The following is a 17,953-nucleotide window of genomic DNA, read 5'->3' on the forward strand; positions in this document are numbered from 1 at the left end:
TTTAGTGGTAGGTATTGGTTTAAACTAGTAACAGAAATTATTCCTGAAAAGTTAACATCGGTTGCTTTCAAAAAAAGTATTACAAAAATTTAAGTGCAATAAAATTTATATTATTTTAAAATAAGGTAGTAAAAATTAACAAATTGAAATTTTAGGTTAACAAATCTTGGCAATGGAAACTCGTAAAGAAAAGATTTTGGTGGTAGATGACGAAGCCAGCATTCGCAGGATTTTGGAAACTCGCCTGTCAATGATTGGTTACGATGTGGTCACTGCTGCTGATGGTGAGGAGGCTTTGGAAACTTTCCGCACTGCGAATCCTGACTTGGTGGTTTTGGATGTGATGATGCCGAAACTGGATGGTTATGGTGTTTGTCAGGAGTTTCGCAAGGAATCGAATGTGCCGATTATCATGCTAACGGCTTTGGGAGATGTAGCCGATCGCATCACAGGTTTAGAGTTAGGGGCGGATGATTACGTGGTTAAACCCTTTTCTCCCAAAGAGTTAGAAGCCCGAATTCGTTGCGTATTGCGCCGGGTAGACAAATCAAATGGTTCCGGGATTCCCAATTCAGGGGTAATTTCCATCGGCAATGTCAAAATTGACACCAATAAACGGCAAGTTTATAAGGGCGATCGCCGAATCCGCCTGACAGGAATGGAGTTTAACCTCCTAGAATTGTTGGTGAGTCATGCAGGCGAGGCAATTTCGCGATCGGATATTCTCCAACAAGTGTGGGGTTATACTCCAGAACGGTTGGTAGATACCCGCGTGGTTGATGTTCATGTTTCTCGTTTACGGGCAAAATTAGAAGAAGACCCCAGCAACCCGGAATTGATTCTGACTGCTCGATCGATGGGTTATCAGTTTCAACGCTTGGGCGATTTCGGGGAAAACGAAAAATAATTATCTTAAATGGCAAGGGACAATAACCAAGTTTTAAAATCTCTCCCGATCGTTGTTGGCGCTTTGGGAGGAACGCTACTCTTAGTTAATCGCTTCCTCACCCCAGAATTGACGGAATCACAAGCTCGTTCCGATGCTTTAGGTGTTTTGTTGAGTGCTTTGTTGATTTTCACTGGATTACTTTGGCAACAAGTACAACCGCGATCGCCAGAAGCAGTAGAGTTGATTGGTAAAGAAGGATTTGAACTCGCGCCAGATTTACCAGAAGCAGTGAAAGCTGAACTAGCTTGGGCATCCCTGATGTTGTTAACTAATACTGTCACCCGCACTGTGATAGTTTGCGATCGAGGTAAAGTTTTGTTACGCCGGGGCATTTTGGGCGATAACCCAGAAGTCAAGCCCGGGGCAATCCTACAGCGAGTCATAGAAAAGCAAAAGCCCGTTTATTTAGTAGATTTAAAACTCTACCCCGGACGGATTGAATTTGATTACCTACCAAGAAATACTCAAGGAGTAATCTGTCAACCAATTGGTAAACGTGGGGTTTTGGTGTTGGGTGCTAATGCGCCACGCAGTTACACCCAGCAAGATGAAAACTGGATTGCCGGAATTGCTGACAAACTAGATGTATGCTTCAGCTGTTACTTAAATGATGTTGCACCAGCTGAGATTTGACGAACGCAAATGATGATTTTGTATTGGCTACTGATTGTCTTGATGGTTGTGGGAATTATTGGGGCTTTAGTTCCGGGTATCCCAGGGGCTAGCCTAATTTTAGTTTCCATCTTCGTTTGGGGCGCACTCGACGGCTTTACCCAAGGTGTTTGGATAGCTTTGGGAACTGCATTAGCTGTCCTCTTGCTGAGTTTGGGCATAGATTTTTTGGCTGCCTACTGGGGCGGAAAGCAAGCTGGTGCTAGCAACTGGGGACAAGTTGGCGCTTTTGTCGGCTTAACTTTGGGATTCTTTGGCTTTCTACCAGCACTACCTGTTGGTGGGCCACTTGTAGGTGTATTGTTTGGGCCACTACTAGGAGCGATTATTGGTGAGTTCCTCTATCACCGTGAATTGGAGTTTGAGCCTAGACTGAAGTTGGCAGCGAAAGCAGGTGTGGGTATTGTGGTTGGTACTTTGGTTGGTAGGTTGATTCAAGGTGTATTGGCGATCGCTTCAGTAGTCGTCTTCATTTTCACTACTTGGCCTCCCGGAGTTGCTTGAAGAGGCCGGGGATCTCCGGGTGCAGGGGGGCAGGGGAGAGATCTAAAAGTCAAAACTCTCTCAAACGAAGCTAAGAACTTTCTTCTGCCTTTGCTTGGGAAGAATTAATTATTTTTTAACAGTTTCTCTGTAAATTTATGCAGTTAATTTTATGTAATATACGTAATAATTTAATTATAATTTAATAATTAAAAAACTTATTAATCTCTCTTCAGCATTGCTCAAGCCCTTAGTTTCCCAGAGGAAAAAAATTATAATGAATAGGCTTTCAGGAATCAGTTTAGGAACTATTTAAATCATTTTTAGGGCAACAAAGTTTCGCTCATTTACTAACAGAAAAAACTGTATTTAATAATACCAAAATTTTTAATTCAAGCAATGTAAGCTGCGAAAGACAGCTTAGTGAATTTAAGAGAAAAAATTAACTTGCGAAGGAGTTATAGATGTCGCAGACAGGTTTTATTGCCAGCAGCTACGGCTTGGATCAGCATGGCATATCACATACAGGTATACTTTTCTGGAATCTTTCTACAGCTGCACTTTATGAAGAATCAGCCCGTCGCCGGGAAGGGTTAATTTCTCACTTGGGGCCATTAGTAGTACGCACAGGACAGTACACTGGGCGATCGCCTAATGATAAATTTATTGTTAAAGAACCAGAAAGCGATCGACATATATGGTGGGGAAAAGTTAACCAACCTTTCGATCCATTAAAGTTTGAAAATCTTTATGCTCGGATGTTAGCTTATCTCCAAGGTAGAGATCTTTTCATTCAAGATTGTTACGCTGGTGCAGATTCTAACTATCGCATTTGTGTGCGGGTGATTACCGAAACAGCATGGCATAGTTTATTTGCCCGTAACTTATTTATTCGCCCAAATCAAGATGAACTAGCTAGTTTCATTCCCGATTTTACGATTATTAATTTGCCCAACTTCCACGCTGTACCAGATTTAGATGGTACTCGCACTGATGCTTTCATTATTGTTAACTTTGCCCGTCGATTGATTTTAATTGGCGGTACTAGTTACGCCGGAGAAATCAAAAAATCTGTTTTCACCATTCTTAACTACTTATTGCCCCACAAAAAAGTGCTATCCATGCACTGTTCTGCCAATATTGGCGCAGATGGCGATACAGCAATATTCTTTGGTTTGTCGGGTACTGGCAAAACAACTCTTTCGGCAGATCCTAACCGGACTTTAATCGGTGATGATGAGCATGGTTGGAGCGATCGAGGTATCTTTAATTTTGAAGGTGGTTGCTACGCTAAAGTAATTCGCCTCTCCCCAGTAGCGGAACCAGAAATTTACAAAACTACGCGCAGTTTTGGCACAATTCTGGAAAATGTGGCAATTAACCCAGTTACCAGGCGCTTAGATTTAGATGACGACAGTTTAACCGAAAATACCCGTGCAGCTTATCCCCTTTCTCATATTCCTAATGCTAGCCGCACAGGTTTGGGCAATCACCCGAAAAATGTCATCTTTTTAACTGCTGATGCTTTTGGGGTTATGCCTCCGATTGCTCAACTGACTAAAGAGCAAGCAATGTATCATTTCCTCAGTGGCTACACTGCTAAAGTTGCGGGAACGGAACGGGGAATGGGTAGCGAACCTCAAGCTACTTTTAGCGCTTGTTTTGGCGCACCTTTCATGGCGTTACATCCCAGTGTTTATGCTGAGTTGCTAGGAAAACGCATTTCTGAGAATAACGTAAAAGTTTGGTTGGTGAATACTGGCTGGACTGGTGGCCCTTATGGTGTGGGACATCGGATGTCGATTAAGCATACTCGCGCTTTGCTGACAGCGGCGTTAACTGGTGCTTTGGATAATATAGCGATGGAGGAAGATCCGGTTTTTGGTTTCTTAGTGCCAGAACGTTGTCCGGGTGTGCCAAAAGATGTGTTAAAACCCCGTTTGACTTGGCGCGATCCGGCAGCTTACGATCTGCAAGCACAGAAGTTGGCGCAGATGTTTATCGATAATTTCCAACAGTTTACCGATGTGGTTGATTCCCAAATTATGCAAGGGGCTCCACGAGTTGCGATCGCAGTTTAACTCAGATCTTGCAGCAATTGAGGTTCTACCTCCATTCACCTCGTTCCCTGGTTGAACCGGGGAACTAGAAATTGCTTTTTTGAAAAATCTGGTTTTTCAAATTACAGGAGATAAAAAGAAACCCGGTAACTTCTGCGAAACCGGGTTTCTTTGATTATCCTCGCCTTTTAATAAATTTAATTTGCCCATCTGGTTGAATATCAGTCGGAGTCCAACCAAGATGTAAATAAAAACCATAAGCCCTAATTTTTGGCTCGTTACCTGTTAATAACCAAATCTCTTCAGTTCCTTCTTGTAACCATAACCATTCTTCTGCTTGCTGCATTAAAGCGCGTCCAGCACCACGTCCAGCAAAAGATGGCAAAACAAACATGGCAAATATAGTTTTTTCGGTAGCATTTGCCATTGAAAAACCAATTGATCGATCGTCAATTTCTGCTATCCACGCCCGACAATCTGTGAGCAACATTTCTGCTATAGTTTTAGGAGTAATTCCTAAATCTGCTAACTCTTCGCGAGACTGATGATTTTCAATCACACTAGTTCTAATCTCGAAGAGAGTTTCTACATCTCCAACTTGTGCTTCTCGAATTTTCATGAAGCTATTACCACTAATTAAATCCCAATACTCGAAGAATCTTGCCGACATTTAAAATTGACAAAATACTTCCCGCACTAAACAGACTTAAAATACTTCCGGCACTCCCGAAACTCAAAATACTTCCCACACCACCAATACTCAAAATACTACCAACACTACCAATACTTAAAATACTTCCCACACTGGCAATACTCAGAATGCTGCGATAACTTGCTAAACTTAAAAAACCTTGTTCTGGAAGCAACCAATTTACATTCATATTTGCTATCCTTTGGAGTTCAAATTATACCAAATCCGGGGAACGCTACCCCCGTTATCCTTATTCTTCTTCTTTCTTCGTGTTCTAAAACGCTATCGCGTTTCGCTTCGCTATCGTGTCTTCGTGGTTCCCTCCAAATCCCTAAAACGGGGTAATATACCCGGATTATTTTTCCCAGTAGCCTTTTTTCAAGAATTCAGCTTGTTGTTCTGTCCAGAGTAGAAAATCGCGATCGTACAGTGGTATGACATCTTTTGAAAAGCTCATAGTTTAGTAGATGAGGATTCCACATCAAGATAAAACTTCTTGCAAAAGTTGTAAATTCGGATTTTTTACCATAGATGATAGATGACCAAAGCAGAGACATACAGAGATACACACAGATGAAAAAATAGGAATTCTTTACTTTTGCAAGAAGCTTAATAATTTAGGTGACTAGCTATAAATTTTGCTGTAATAAGCTTGATACTCTTCGGATAACAAAGGTTTCCACCAATCTTCGTTATTTAAGTACCATTGAACAGTTTTTCTCATCCCTTCTTCTACAGTAACAGAAGGTTTCCAGCCTAACTCTGTTTGCAATTTTGTGGAATTAATTGCATATCTTCTATCATGTCCGGGTCTGTCTTTCACAAAAGTAATTAGATCCTTACAAGGACGGACTGGTAGATTCGGTGCTAATTCATCCATTAAGTCGCACAAAATATGTACCAAGTCAATATTTTTCACTTCGTTATTGCCGCCAATGTTGTAAGTTTCTCCTGGCTTTCCATTATGAATTACTGTATCTAAAGCCAGACAATGATCTAGCACAAACAGCCAATCTCGGATGTTTTGCCCATCACCATAAACAGGTAAATTCTTACCAATTAAAGCATTAATACACATTAAAGGTATTAACTTTTCAGGAAATTGATAAGGGCCATAGTTATTTGAACAATTAGTAATAATTGTCGGCATACCGTAGGTGTGATAATATGCCCGTGCTAAGTGATCGCTGCCAGCTTTTGATGCTGAGTAAGGGCTATTGGGTGCATAAGGTGTAGTTTCGGTAAAAGCTGGGTCGTCAGGGCCTAGTGTACCGTAAACTTCATCTGTGGAAACGTGCAGGAAAAGTCCTGAAGCAAGAGAGGTGTTTTTCCAATGTTGGCGGAAAGCTTCCAAAAGTGTGAAAGTTCCGACTACGTTGGTTTCCACGAAGGCACCAGGGCCTAAAATTGACCTGTCAACGTGCGACTCAGCAGCGAAATGGGCAACGGTATCAATGTTTTCTTCTTGTAAGAGTCGATCGACTAAAGCTCGATCGCAAATATTACCTTCGACAAAACGAAAATTCTCCTTTTCCGCCAAAGATGCTAAATTATTACGATTTCCAGCGTAGGTGAGTGCATCCAATACGACCATTCGATCGTCTGGATAGCGATCGCACCAGTGAAGGACGAAATTAGCACCAATAAAACCCGCACCTCCCGTTACCAACAACCGACGAGGTGTTCTAACTTGATCGTTGGAAAAACTATGTGTCATTAGTTGCTATTTTCTCCTCTGTCCGGTTTAAACTTTTTTCAGTCCAATTATAAACAAGTCTATCAGTAGGTGTGAGGAGACAATTGTGACTCAGGTGGCTTTGGAACAGAAAAGTATTGTTAACCTAGCGCAGGAAGGCAATCCAGAAGCGATCGCTGCCTTGATTAACCAGGTGCTCGCCAAAAAGGGCGTAACTGCGATCGCCAAATGTAAAGATAATTGGCTACATATCGTCCTCGTTGCTGACGAAATTCCCGATCGATCGGTCTACTTCCGCTTCATTATTGACGGAATCACTCGTCTTAACCCGCACCACATCGATTTTGTGCGGCTTTATGGGCGCAAAAGTGACCACAAATGGCCCAGTTGGACTGAAGCTTTTGATTTAGCCCAAACTCCCTACTTTACGCCCATTGCGCCCCAACTACCCCCTGTTACTCGTCCTCCAGAACCAAGAAAGCGCAAACCACCAAAGTACACAAAAAAATTAAAAAAAAAGATTCGTTTAATGTTATTGGGTGGTGTTACTTGGCTGATGGTAGCCGTATTAGGTGTAGTTATCAGCTATCAAATTAACTCACCAGTTCGCTACAAACGCCAGGAGTTACAACCTTTAGAACACAAAGATCCGACAATTCCAGAAATCAAAATTCCCACTCCTCTAGCTAGTAAAAAACCTACACCAAAAGCCACACAAACACCTGCTGCTGTCACTTCAACCGCCATAGACAACAAACAATCTATTACACTTAAAGCTGTGGGAGATATTGTACCGGGAACCAATTTTCCTAATAATAGATTGCCCAAAAATCAGCAAGAACTGTTTCAAAATGTCAAAGCATCTTTACAAGGAGCAGATATATTATTTGGCAATTTTGAAAGTACATTAACTAACTATCCTCGCACGGCAAAAGATACTAGCCGTCCAATGGTTCATGCTTTTCGCAATCCCCCAGAATATGCCAAACTTTTAAAAGAAGTTGGCTTTACTGTAATGAGTATTGCTAACAATCACTCTTTCGATTTTACGCAGAAAGGTTTTGAAGACACCTACAAAAATCTAGAGACTGCCGGAGTTAAAGCAGTAGGGAAGAAAAAACAAATCCTTTATAAAAACATCAAGGGTGTAGAAATTGCTTTCATTGCGTTTAGTCACTTGCCTTGGCACAATTCTGTAAATGATTTACCATCAGCGATCGCACTTGTCAAAGAAGCTAAAAAAAAAGCCAGTATTGTCGTAATTTCCTTTCATGGTGGTGCTGAAGGAACAGGCGCTATGCGAGTTAAAAATCGTCAGGAAAATTTCTTCGGTGAAAATCGGGGAAACTTAGTACTTTTTTCTCGCACACTAATAGATAATGGCGCAGATTTAGTCTTAGGGCATGGCCCTCATGTTCCCAGAGCAATGGAATTATATAAAGGCAAATTGATTGCTTATTCTTTAGGAAATTTTGTCGGATATCGAACTTTATCTACTAGCGGGGTATTGGGAAAATCCTTGATCTTAGAAGTTAAACTGAACTCCCAAGGAGACTTTATTTCCGGCAAAATTACTCCCGTACAACTAGATAGAAGAGGTATTCCTTATCCTGATAAAGATGCTAACAGTATTCCCCTAATTCGCAATTTAACTAAATTGGATTTTCCCAAAACAGATCTAAAATTTGCTCTCAATGGTCACATCATTAAACAGGAAAAGAAAAAGGACTAAAGTCCTCATAACGAACTAATAAAAATCGGTTTGTTGTGACGACTTTAGTCGTTCCCTGACTCAACAGTAGGACTAAAGTCCTGACAACGAACCCTTTAATTTATAATTGGTCTACTTCATCTAATAAAGTTTCTAAAGCTGATTTAATTTCTCCGGGTGTTGTTGTGGAAGTGCCGAATTTACGGATCACAATACTAGCAGCTAAATTGCCTAAAACAGCTGCTTCCCAAACTGAAGCACCAGCACACAAACTTAAAGTTAAAGCAGCAACAACTGTATCACCAGCGCCAGTAACATCATAAACATCTGTGCGGTTAAAAGCGGGAATATGGGAAGTAGTTGAATCATTTCGATCGAATAAACTCATCCCAAATTCTCCCCGAGTAATTAAAATTTGTTGCGCCTGAGTTAATCTCAACAAATCTTTTCCCGCTTGGGCTAAAATTTCTGGTGAAGAAATAGGATAACCTACTGCTTTTTCTGCTTCTGGTAAATTGGGAGTAAACAAAGTTGCACCAGCAAAACGTTCTAAATTTTGCTGGGTATCAACAATAGTTAAAGGGTGAGTTAAAGCTGCTGCAATTACATGGGGAGTGAATACACCATCACCATAATCTGAACAAACTACTACATCAACTTTTTCTACTTGAGAGCGAATGTAATCAGCTAATTGTAATTGTAAACTTTCCTCTGGTAGATCGTCAGATTTGCGATCGACCCTGACAATTTGTTGCGTCACTGACTGACGTGCGTGCCCAGAAATTCTCGTTTTTGTCACTGTCGGACGATCCAAGTCTAAAAAAATGCCACTAGTGTCAATTTTCGCAGCTTCAAAAATCCGCCGCAAAGCTTGACCTTGGTCATCCTTTCCTAATAATCCTACTACCTTAACTTGCGCCCCTAACTTCGCTAAATTATAAACTGCATTAGCGCCTCCACCAGGCACTTGTCTTGTCTGTTCGTGACGGATAATTAAAACAGGCGCTTCACGAGACACCCTTTCTACTTGTCCTGTGAGAAATTCATCGAGAGTTAAATCTCCCACAACTAACACTTTAACTTGATGAAAGTTTTCTACAAATGAAAACAATCGCTCTGAAGAACTACGCAGTTGTTTAGCGAAAGATGAATCCAGAGTCATAGGTAGGATAGAAATTTAACTAGTTTAACTATTACCAGTACCAGCAGGATCAGGCAAATTTTTTTGCTCCACCTCAATTAAATAAGAATAGACTTCATATTTACCAGTTTCAGGAAAAGAACGCTTTTTTATTTGCTCGATCGCCAATTTATTCAGCTGAGGATAACCAGTGCTGCGTGTTAATTCTGGTTCCCCAACAATTTTACCTGTTGGGTCAACTAAAACAGCAATTCCTGCCGGAGTAACATCTGGTAATTTCACATCAAACGGAGAACGAATTGTATCTGTAATCGGTTGTCTTTCAGTATTTAACTTACCTGCATATCTCTTGTTCTTAAGTTTTTCTTCCAACCACTGCCGATAATTGGCAATTCCTTGAGGAATTGTTGTGTTGGCAGCATTGTAACCATAAACTGCCTGAAGGCGAGCTTCTGCAATTATTTGATTATTACTATTATTCCTGGCATTATTGCGATTTTCTGTGCGGGTTGTATTTTCCTCCGTTCTATTTTCGGTTTGATTATTAATTGCACCAGCGCCTAAACCTGGTTGCAATCGATTGCGATCGAGTAATTCCCCAATAGTTTGCTCACTATTTTGATTTTGATTGTTCTGACTTTGAGTTTCAGTTTCAGGAGTTTGAGTAGTTTCAGAAGTAGTACCATTATTTTGTTCAGCCAAATACCGCTCAAACACTCGCATAAATTCGCCACCGGATGTTTGACTATTTTGTTGAGATTGATTTGTTTGTGGTGACTGAGTACTTGTGTTATTTTGAGTTGGCAATTGAGCCTCTAAATTCAATTGTTCGAGGGTCAGTTTTTCATTAGTTTCAGGTTTTTGATTTTGGGAAGTTTGATTATTTCTCTGATTACTTCTCTGATTATTTCTGGCGGAACTTTGGGGAGATTTAGGAACTGTAGTCGGAGTGCGACGGCGCGAAGTTGGAGCTTTTGACTTTGGAGTGGGTGCCGGAGTGGAAGGGCTAGGATTAGGGTTGTAAATCGGAAAACTCGGTGGTGGTGGTAAAGTAATTTCTGATTGAGCTTGCGGCAAACTAGGCAAAAGATTGGTGGGAGTTTGTGTCTGGGGCAAAGGTAAAGTCGGTTGTGTTGTCTGTTGGGCGTATTCTGGCAACCGGAGAATTTCCTCTGGCGTTAATTGTACAACTCTGACGCTGCGTCGATCGCTTGCTGCTGCTGTTGTTTTATCAGCCATTGGCACTACTGGTGGATAAAACCAAATTAGCGAGTGCAGCCCCACAGAGGTTAATGCTGCCATAACTAACGGCAAATTCATGGTTCCAGTTACGGTGTTCATGGGTGAGAGGTGAGACATAGCAGTTAACTTCAGCTAGCTTTTTCGCGATCGATCCTGGCCTTAATAATACATTTCATGTTAGCGACTTTAGACTAACACAGGAGCAGGGGGGCACAGGAGCTCTTGAGCTCTTGAGCAGGGGGGCACAGGAGCACAGAGGAGTTTTTCCCTAACCCCTAACCCCTAACCCCTAACCCCGCCCCAATCCCCAGTCCCTAATCCCTAATCACCTTGACGATCAGCAAAGAAAAATAGTGCAATTTCAACTCGGAGCGATCGCGCAAATCATAATACACCACTTGCTCAGCGGAAGTTGCCCGTTCCACCACATAGCTACACTGCAACAAATCTCTTTGCTCTAACAATTGCCAAACCTGCGGATAAACTGAACTTACCTTCATTAACACCACCACATCCGCCCAATTTAAAACCGCCTCTAACTCTTCTACCCGATAAAGCGCAGGTAAAATCACCAAACGTTGATCCCGTATAGTTAAAGGTAGCCCCAAAGCTGACGCTGCTGCCATTGGCGAAGCAACTCCCGGTACTGTCTGCACCCTGACTTCTGGATGTTGCTGCTGCAAAGTTGCCGCTAAATAATTAAAAGTGCTGTAAAAACTAATATCTCCCTCACAAACAAAAGCAACATCCTCACCCCGTTGCAAATATTCCCACACCTGCTGCGCCGCCAGTTGCCATGCAGAATTTAAAACCGCTTCATCCTGTAGATAGGGAAACTCCAAAGCTAACTGCACCCGATCGGATTTTAGCCATTGAGAAACAATGCGTTGTGCTATTCCCTGTTTGCCCCCAATTCCCGCTGGAAAAGCCACAACTGGTACACTTTTCAGTAAATTTAATCCTTTCAGGGTAATTAATTCTGGATCTCCGGGGCCTACACTAATTCCGTAGAGAGTGCCTGTTTGCACGATAATTGACAAATTTTTGACTAATTGTTTACTTTTCTAGGGTAACAAAGGGTTTTCCAGGTCATGTATCCTTTTTAGCCAAAAATCTAGGTAAAAATACTAAAAACAAATTAACTCAGTAAGCATAAAATCTTACTATAAGTTAAATAATCAACTGCTGTAGAATATTTTTTCAAAACAACTTTCTCAGCAAAACCTTGAAATTAGAGTAATTAGAACTAAAATGCCTTTACCCACTGTTATTTTACCTGGATATCTTGAAGGTGCAAGTGCTTACATCCCCTTAGAGACAAGCTTGGAAGCACTTGGTTTTCCTACGGTAACAGTACCATTGCGAAAAAGAGACTGGTTGCCGACGGTGGGAGGTCGATCGATGGTGCCCATTTTACGCAGACTCGATCGTAGTGTAAAACAAACATTAAAGTACCACAACGCCTCTCAAATTAACTTAATTGGACACTCAGCAGGCGGTTGGATTTCCCGAATTTACATCGGAGAAAAACCATATACTATTCATGGTGATACCAGCGAATCAGATCCGTTTTGGGGTGCTCTATCTTGTGTTTCCACACTCATAACCTTGGGAACTCCCCATGTTAGTTTAGAACGTTGGACAAAACGTAATTTAGATTTTGTCAACACCAACTATCCCGGCGCATTTTATCAGCAAATTCGTTATGTTTGTGTTGCCGGAAAATCTATTTTTGGAGCGCGAAAACAAGGAAGTTGGTTAGCTTTTAACAGTTATCAAATTACTTGTGGTAACGGTGAAACTTGGGGAGATGGAATTACACCGATCGAAGCAGCACATTTACAAGGCGCAGAAAATCTCACTATTGAAGGAGTTAGACATTCTCCTAAATCGCCTGGACTTTGGTATGGTTCTCCTGAAATTTTGCCCTTTTGGACAAAGTATTTAGTTTAATTTGTCATTTGTCATTTGTAATTTGTCATTTGTCACTTGTCATTACTTATTCTTGGATTTGTGTATATCCCTATCTTCCTATTGTTGCCCTCAACTTTAAGCTTGTTCTAAAGAAGGTTCTCGTACTGGATAGGGAATTGGCACTTCTTCGACTAATGGTAATTTTTCTAATGTTAAAGGAGAAGAAGGACTAGCACCAGATAAACGCTTGAGTAAATTCGGTCGTAAATCGTGTAATAGATAGATAATGCGATCGCCAACCTGCCATTCTTCCACCGCCGCCACTATCATCAAACGTTCATCCCTTTCCATCAACAAAGGCACAAATTCCCCAGAATGAATTAACGCTTGTAAATGTGCTTGTTGAAAAGCAAAACCCTCTTCCTTTAACTCAGTTTCTCCTAACTTCACATTGCCATCATTTAAATATTCATTCCAACTTTTAATTTGTAAATGTTGCACAAAAGCTTGTTGAATTTTACTATGATGGTTCTTGTTGTCGTTACTTAATTGAGGATCGCGAGGAAATACTGCTAAAACCCTGGGCGGAGAAAACTCTTCAGTTGCTCTTTGCGCCAACACTAAATTTACTTCCCCGTTATTAGTCATTGAAATAAACGTTCCCGCCGTAGCTAATCCAGCTTTTTCTAATACTTCCATATCCAAAGCGCTACTTAAGAAAACCCGCAAATTTTCCTGTTCTGCTAACTTACAAGCTTCTGGATCTGTATCAATCAAAACTGCTGATTCGCCTCGTTCTTGGAACATTCGCGCAATCAACCTTCCCAAAGGATGAGAACCAACAATTACCACACCAGTTGCTTCTGTAGAAGTAATTTTTAGTAATTTAGCCATCAAACCTGCGGTTAATCCCTGGAAAAACACAGTCATAATAATTGTCAGGAAAACCAGCGCCTTGATAGAATCTCCTCCGTTAAATCCCCTTTGAGTTAACAGAATCGCAAACAAAGAAGCTACCGAAGCAGAAACAATTCCTCTGGGTGCAATCCAACTGACAAAAACTTTTTGTCGCCAATTTAAGTCACTATTCCAGGTACAAACAGCAATACTTATTGGGCGTACCACAAACATTAATACCAAAATTGTAAAAACGCTACCCCAACCCAAAACGAACAAACTGGCGATCGACAAATCTGCAGAAAGCAGAATAAATAATACAGAAATGCTGAGAATAGTTAACTGACCTTTAAAGCGGCGGATCAAACGTTCTTCGGGAACAGAAGAAGCTCTCAGAAGAATTCCTGCTACTACAGTAGTCATTAACCCTGATTCACTGCGGATCATTTGCGCTAGGGTAAATAAACCCCACAAACCCGCTAAAACTACTAAGTTTTTCAGTTCTTCAGAAATAAAATTGGCACGTTTGAGAATCCAACCCAGCAACCAACCACCAGCAGCACCGATAATTCCGCCAATACCCAAGCGCAGGAATAGACCACTCAGAGCTAAAAGCGGGTTAGCATTGGGGTTGAGGATGGTATCTAAAACCACTACTGCCAGAATTGCGCCTACAGGGTCAATTAAAACCCCTTCTCCTTCTAGCAGGGTAGCAACTAATTGATCGACCTTCACCTGTTTGAGCAGTGGACTAACCACAGTTGGCCCTGTAACCACTACCAAAGAAGCATAAAGGAAAGCGATCGGCCAAGGAAACTCACCCAACCAATGCGCCGCCATTCCACCGCCAATTAAAGTAATTAGGGTTCCTAGAGTCACCAAATTCCGCAAACTACCAGAAACCCTTCCCAGTTCCCGTAATTCCAGGTTTAATCCACCTTCAAACAGAATTACAGCTACCGAGAGTGCCACAATTACTTCTAAACCAGTACCCAGCAAGTTTGGATGCAACACTCCCAACCCATCTGGCCCTAAAGAAATGCCAAATATAAGTAAGAAGACAATGCTGGGAACTTTCAAAAATTCTGCGATCACCTGGGCACTTATGCCTGCGATGATAGTAATGACCATCAACAGAGTGATTTCAAAGGATGCTTCCATAGGTCTTCATTGATGCAGGCTAATAATCAGAACAGGGAACAAGGAGGAAGAGGTGGGGAGGCTTCCGTCTTGCTCAGCCGAACGGTGGGGAGGTAAGCCCAGTTGAAGAGGACGCTCCTGAGACGGGGACGCTCCAGACGCGGAGATTTTTCCTTCCCCTTGTCTGGATATCTGCGAAACTGCCCATCTCCCCATCTCCTCATCTCTCCATATCCTCTTGCCTGTTCCTTGTCCTTTATTTTGGGTTGGCTCAAAATGCCTCATTTATAATGCACAAAAGCTTTACTGGTCTTGAGGGAGTACACTGATTAGTAGAGTGTTGGTTGCTACGAATAAAATTAACTCTCAAAAGCAGAGAGCAGAGGTTTCCGGGGGAGAAGGGAAGAATTTGTTTTTTCCTAAAGCCAAAATTGATTTGAAAACTTTTTTATTTTACTACCTGTTTAAATCATGTTTTCATTATGCAATGCTTCGTAAATATCTGCCAGTTGTTTAAGATAAGTACGTTGAGCGGCAAAATCAGGATTGCGGATAATTTGATCGGGATGGGCGTAAGCCGATCGCGCAGGTGTAAAGATAGTTGGCATATTACACTCCTCCTGCTGTCTTCTGTTGGAAATTCAACTGATATCATGTCCGGTTGCTCAGCCATAATATCTTTTTTTCACGACCCTGTAGAGACGTTGCATGCAACGTCTCTACAGGATATATAACCCTTTTTTTCCTTGTCGCCTTGGAGCCTATTCTTTGAGCAACAGATAATAAAGTTGTCCCCTACTCTTCATTACGCCTGCTCGATCGCCAGCTAACTGACCAGTTCCCATGAACACATCCACCCGACCTGGGCCTTTAATCGCACTTCCGGCATCTTGATCCAGGACAAAGCGGCTGACTTGGCGAAATTCCATGCCACCTCTGCCATTGGGGAAGGGTAGGGGAGTGCGAATAAAAGCTAGAGCACCGGGAGGCATTAAATTTTTATCGGTAGCGATCGATCTTTCTGCCGTCACTGGTACGTTAGTCGAACCGATTGCTGGTGAACCACCGCTGTCCCGGAAGAAAATAAACGGGCGATAGCGTGGTAGATAAACGCTTAATTCTTGGGGATAACGGCGAAAATAATCGATCATTACGGGCATAGATAACCCAGATAGCGGTAATTTGCCATCTTTTGCCAGTTCTCTACCTACACTAAGGTAAGGATGATCGGTTTTACCTGCATAGCCAACACTCATGATTCTGCCATCGGGTAATTGCAGACGGGCAGAACCTTGAATGTGAATCAGAAAAGCCTCTAAGCGATCGCTCAACCAAGCTAGTTCTAACCCTCTTAATCGACCTGTTGAACCCTGTAAACCGTCTTTGCCTTCCAGTTCTAACCTAGTTGGGTGAGGACGTTGCCAACTTTCAAAATCAGGTGGTCGGCGGTAAATGGGATAGCGGTAAGTTTCATCCGGGGTCAAACTAGCTTGATAAATTGGCTCATAGTAGCCTGTAAATGTCACGGTTCCTCTTCGATCGTGACCAACAGATTGGTAAAAGACAAACTCCCTAGCTACCGCTGCTTGTAATTCTTCTGGGGAATTGGAATTAACTACCAATTGGCGAAACCTCACCAAACTGCGTCGCACTCGATCTAAAGTAATTCCTGGTACGGGATACTTGGCGTAAGCTGCTGCAGCTTTAGACGAGCGCAAAAATTGCAGGCTATTGTCAATAGAGGTTAATAACGCCTGTTTATCTCCCCTTTGACCGGGACTACCCCACAAGCGATCGTCTAAACCTAATTGTTGCTCCTGTGCTTCCCTAATTGGTTGCAGTGCTAAGTTACTGTTAGGAGTAAGCCTTGTCGGACTTGGGATTTGAGCCAATACAATGCCCAAACTAAGGGCGAAAGAACCTAGCGTATTAATCATCAATCAAGCTTCTCGGTCAATACTGGATGTGAAAATCGGTTCTACTCGAATCGCCAGCACACGGGATGGTCGTACCACCATGTATTCTCCCTGAATGTTTTTAATTGGTACGTTAATAAAGTCATGGGAGGCAGATTTTGGCACCAGTTCCCCGCTATACCATTTTTGAAAGTCTTGAATTGTCGGGAAACGCACCTCTTCCCTGTGACCACCTTCGATTAATAGGTGTACTGCATATTCAGAAGGAGTTCTGGGCATAGAAAACTATTCTCTACTGTATGGAATCATCTTATGAGCAAAAGTTGCTCGCAGATCTGAAAAAATTTTCGGGAAGTACCCAATCTAACCACTTAAGAAAACAAATTATACCTTGCTAGCTGCGCTTCGATCGCACTTGGCAGCATTTTCTCTAATTCTGTGGCATCTTTAAACGACAATCTTTGGTATCTTGGCAAGTCAAAGGGAAACTGTCCCCTCATTTCCGGTCTTTCCATCTGCGCTAACAAAATTTGTTCACTACGCTTGCTTTGTAGCGCATAACCCAGTTCTAAGCAAACTTTCGGACTAGGAATTAATTGTGCTGGCGTTCCTTCACCTTCAACACGGGCGATCGGTGTACTATCAGCAATAAACAACAAGCTTTTACGGATTTTCCGCATCATAATCTCACTCAACCGCAGCGGGCTATCTGTGGGACGCTGAGATTCTACCAGTTTTAATGTTAAACGCGATCGCTCATTCAATTTTTCTATGCTGTTTTCCAACCCTTCCCGCAAAGCCTCACTCGCCGAAGCATATTCTTTTTGATAACACAGAAAAATCGTCGGTTCTAAATCCGCCATCACCGATTGTTTGGTGAAATATATCTCATGGCTACTTAAATCAATGTTGGCAATGGCATAGCCGCCACTACCCTCAATGTAAAATTCTACGGTTTCCCCCTCCAAGTATCTCTCAAACCAAGGCGATCGCTTGACTTCCTGGCTATCTTCCAAAAAATCTGCCCGCAACCCCGACTTTAACAAACTTTTTTGACTGAGGCGCAAATCATGGGGACGTTTCTCCAGTTCTTTGAGTGGCTCATACTTCTGGAGATACCAAGCTCTCAGCGCAATAATCGCCATAATACTTAGATTAATTCAAATAGCAAAGTTTAGACTTATATTTTAAAATTTTTCCGCCTCTCTTGGGCGATCGCTAATCGATCGGGACATTTTGGTGAGGGAAGGGTGCAGGCGGGACTCTTGGGACTCTTGGGACTCTTGGGACTCTTGGGACAACTGCTCTGAAAAACTTATCCAAACCTAACTAAACTTGTTAATCCGATCTGGTGTTTTCTTCCTGCTTCAACCAAGGGTGTCGGCACCAACTTGTCCACAGGCGTTAAGTTCAGGTCGAGCCGACCTTACTTTTTCTTCAG

At 42.1% G+C, this 17,953-nt stretch carries 17 protein-coding genes; 6 read left to right on the top strand and 11 right to left on the bottom strand.

Annotated features, from left to right (window positions below; genetic code table 11):
* Positions 1-172: 172 nt before the first annotated feature.
* From rpaB to ACE1CC_RS36190, 4 genes are all read left to right on the top strand, one after another.
* Positions 173-907, top strand: coding sequence for a response regulator transcription factor RpaB (rpaB, locus tag ACE1CC_RS36175; protein ID WP_413275274.1), 735 nt, complete (start codon positions 173-175; stop codon positions 905-907).
* Between the two features lie 9 nt (positions 908-916).
* A complete protein-coding gene (locus ACE1CC_RS36180) occupies positions 917-1,582 on the top strand; it encodes a cofactor assembly of complex C subunit B (protein WP_413275275.1) in 666 nt (221 codons plus the stop codon).
* A 9-nt stretch (positions 1,583-1,591) separates the two neighbouring features.
* Positions 1,592-2,125 (top strand): DUF456 domain-containing protein, encoded by a 534-nt coding sequence (locus tag ACE1CC_RS36185; protein WP_413275276.1) that lies wholly within the window; start codon positions 1,592-1,594, stop codon positions 2,123-2,125.
* Positions 2,126-2,568: 443 nt separating this feature from the next.
* Positions 2,569-4,185 carry a phosphoenolpyruvate carboxykinase gene (locus ACE1CC_RS36190; RefSeq protein WP_413275277.1) on the top strand — a complete coding sequence of 539 codons (1,617 nt, stop codon included), beginning with the start codon at positions 2,569-2,571 and terminating at the stop codon, positions 4,183-4,185.
* Between the two features lie 154 nt (positions 4,186-4,339).
* On the opposite strand, the gene ACE1CC_RS36195 is transcribed toward ACE1CC_RS36190, so the two are convergent.
* The 3 genes from ACE1CC_RS36195 to rfbB form a co-directional block, all read right to left on the bottom strand.
* The gene (locus ACE1CC_RS36195) at positions 4,340-4,783 is read right to left on the bottom strand and encodes a GNAT family N-acetyltransferase (RefSeq protein WP_413275278.1); all 444 of its coding nucleotides are present in this window, start codon (positions 4,781-4,783) and stop codon (positions 4,340-4,342) included.
* Positions 4,784-4,796: 13 nt separating this feature from the next.
* Entirely contained in the window at positions 4,797-5,045 is a 249-nt protein-coding gene (locus ACE1CC_RS36200; protein WP_413275279.1) for a hypothetical protein, read from the bottom strand.
* Between the two features lie 435 nt (positions 5,046-5,480).
* Positions 5,481-6,572 carry a dTDP-glucose 4,6-dehydratase gene (gene rfbB / locus ACE1CC_RS36205; RefSeq protein ID WP_413275280.1) on the bottom strand — a complete coding sequence of 364 codons (1,092 nt, stop codon included), beginning with the start codon at positions 6,570-6,572 and terminating at the stop codon, positions 5,481-5,483.
* Between the two features lie 508 nt (positions 6,573-7,080).
* Between rfbB and ACE1CC_RS36210 the strand changes: the two genes are divergently transcribed.
* Positions 7,081-8,283, top strand: coding sequence for a CapA family protein (locus tag ACE1CC_RS36210; protein ID WP_459563964.1), 1,203 nt, complete (start codon positions 7,081-7,083; stop codon positions 8,281-8,283).
* A 100-nt stretch (positions 8,284-8,383) separates the two neighbouring features.
* Here the strand turns inward: ACE1CC_RS36210 and rfaE1 are convergent, their stop codons facing one another.
* The 3 genes from rfaE1 to ACE1CC_RS36225 form a co-directional block, all read right to left on the bottom strand.
* The gene (rfaE1, locus tag ACE1CC_RS36215; RefSeq protein WP_413275282.1) at positions 8,384-9,424 is read right to left on the bottom strand and encodes a D-glycero-beta-D-manno-heptose-7-phosphate kinase; all 1,041 of its coding nucleotides are present in this window, start codon (positions 9,422-9,424) and stop codon (positions 8,384-8,386) included.
* Between the two features lie 24 nt (positions 9,425-9,448).
* Positions 9,449-10,762, bottom strand: coding sequence for an energy transducer TonB (locus ACE1CC_RS36220; protein ID WP_413275283.1), 1,314 nt, complete (start codon positions 10,760-10,762; stop codon positions 9,449-9,451).
* A 197-nt stretch (positions 10,763-10,959) separates the two neighbouring features.
* Positions 10,960-11,673 (bottom strand): precorrin-2 C(20)-methyltransferase, encoded by a 714-nt coding sequence (locus tag ACE1CC_RS36225; RefSeq protein ID WP_459563965.1) that lies wholly within the window; start codon positions 11,671-11,673, stop codon positions 10,960-10,962.
* 223 nt (positions 11,674-11,896) lie between these two features.
* On the opposite strand from ACE1CC_RS36225, the gene ACE1CC_RS36230 reads away from it, so the two are divergent.
* Entirely contained in the window at positions 11,897-12,598 is a 702-nt protein-coding gene (locus ACE1CC_RS36230) for an esterase/lipase family protein (protein ID WP_413275285.1), read from the top strand.
* 96 nt (positions 12,599-12,694) lie between these two features.
* On the opposite strand, the gene ACE1CC_RS36235 is transcribed toward ACE1CC_RS36230, so the two are convergent.
* The 5 genes from ACE1CC_RS36235 to ACE1CC_RS36255 form a co-directional block, all read right to left on the bottom strand.
* Positions 12,695-14,617 (bottom strand): cation:proton antiporter, encoded by a 1,923-nt coding sequence (locus ACE1CC_RS36235; RefSeq protein ID WP_413275286.1) that lies wholly within the window; start codon positions 14,615-14,617, stop codon positions 12,695-12,697.
* A gap of 443 nt (positions 14,618-15,060) precedes the next feature.
* Entirely contained in the window at positions 15,061-15,204 is a 144-nt protein-coding gene (locus ACE1CC_RS36240; protein ID WP_413275287.1) for a hypothetical protein, read from the bottom strand.
* 153 nt (positions 15,205-15,357) lie between these two features.
* Positions 15,358-16,533 carry a murein transglycosylase A gene (gene mltA, locus ACE1CC_RS36245; RefSeq protein WP_413275288.1) on the bottom strand — a complete coding sequence of 392 codons (1,176 nt, stop codon included), beginning with the start codon at positions 16,531-16,533 and terminating at the stop codon, positions 15,358-15,360.
* A gap of 3 nt (positions 16,534-16,536) precedes the next feature.
* Positions 16,537-16,791, bottom strand: coding sequence for a hypothetical protein (locus ACE1CC_RS36250; protein WP_413275289.1), 255 nt, complete (start codon positions 16,789-16,791; stop codon positions 16,537-16,539).
* 92 nt (positions 16,792-16,883) lie between these two features.
* Positions 16,884-17,657, bottom strand: coding sequence for a hypothetical protein (locus ACE1CC_RS36255; protein WP_413275290.1), 774 nt, complete (start codon positions 17,655-17,657; stop codon positions 16,884-16,886).
* Positions 17,658-17,953 lie beyond the last annotated feature (296 nt).

This window comes from Floridaenema aerugineum BLCC-F46 (assembly GCF_041929345.1).
Taxonomy (GTDB): Bacteria; Cyanobacteriota; Cyanobacteriia; order Cyanobacteriales; family Aerosakkonemataceae; genus Floridanema; species Floridanema aerugineum.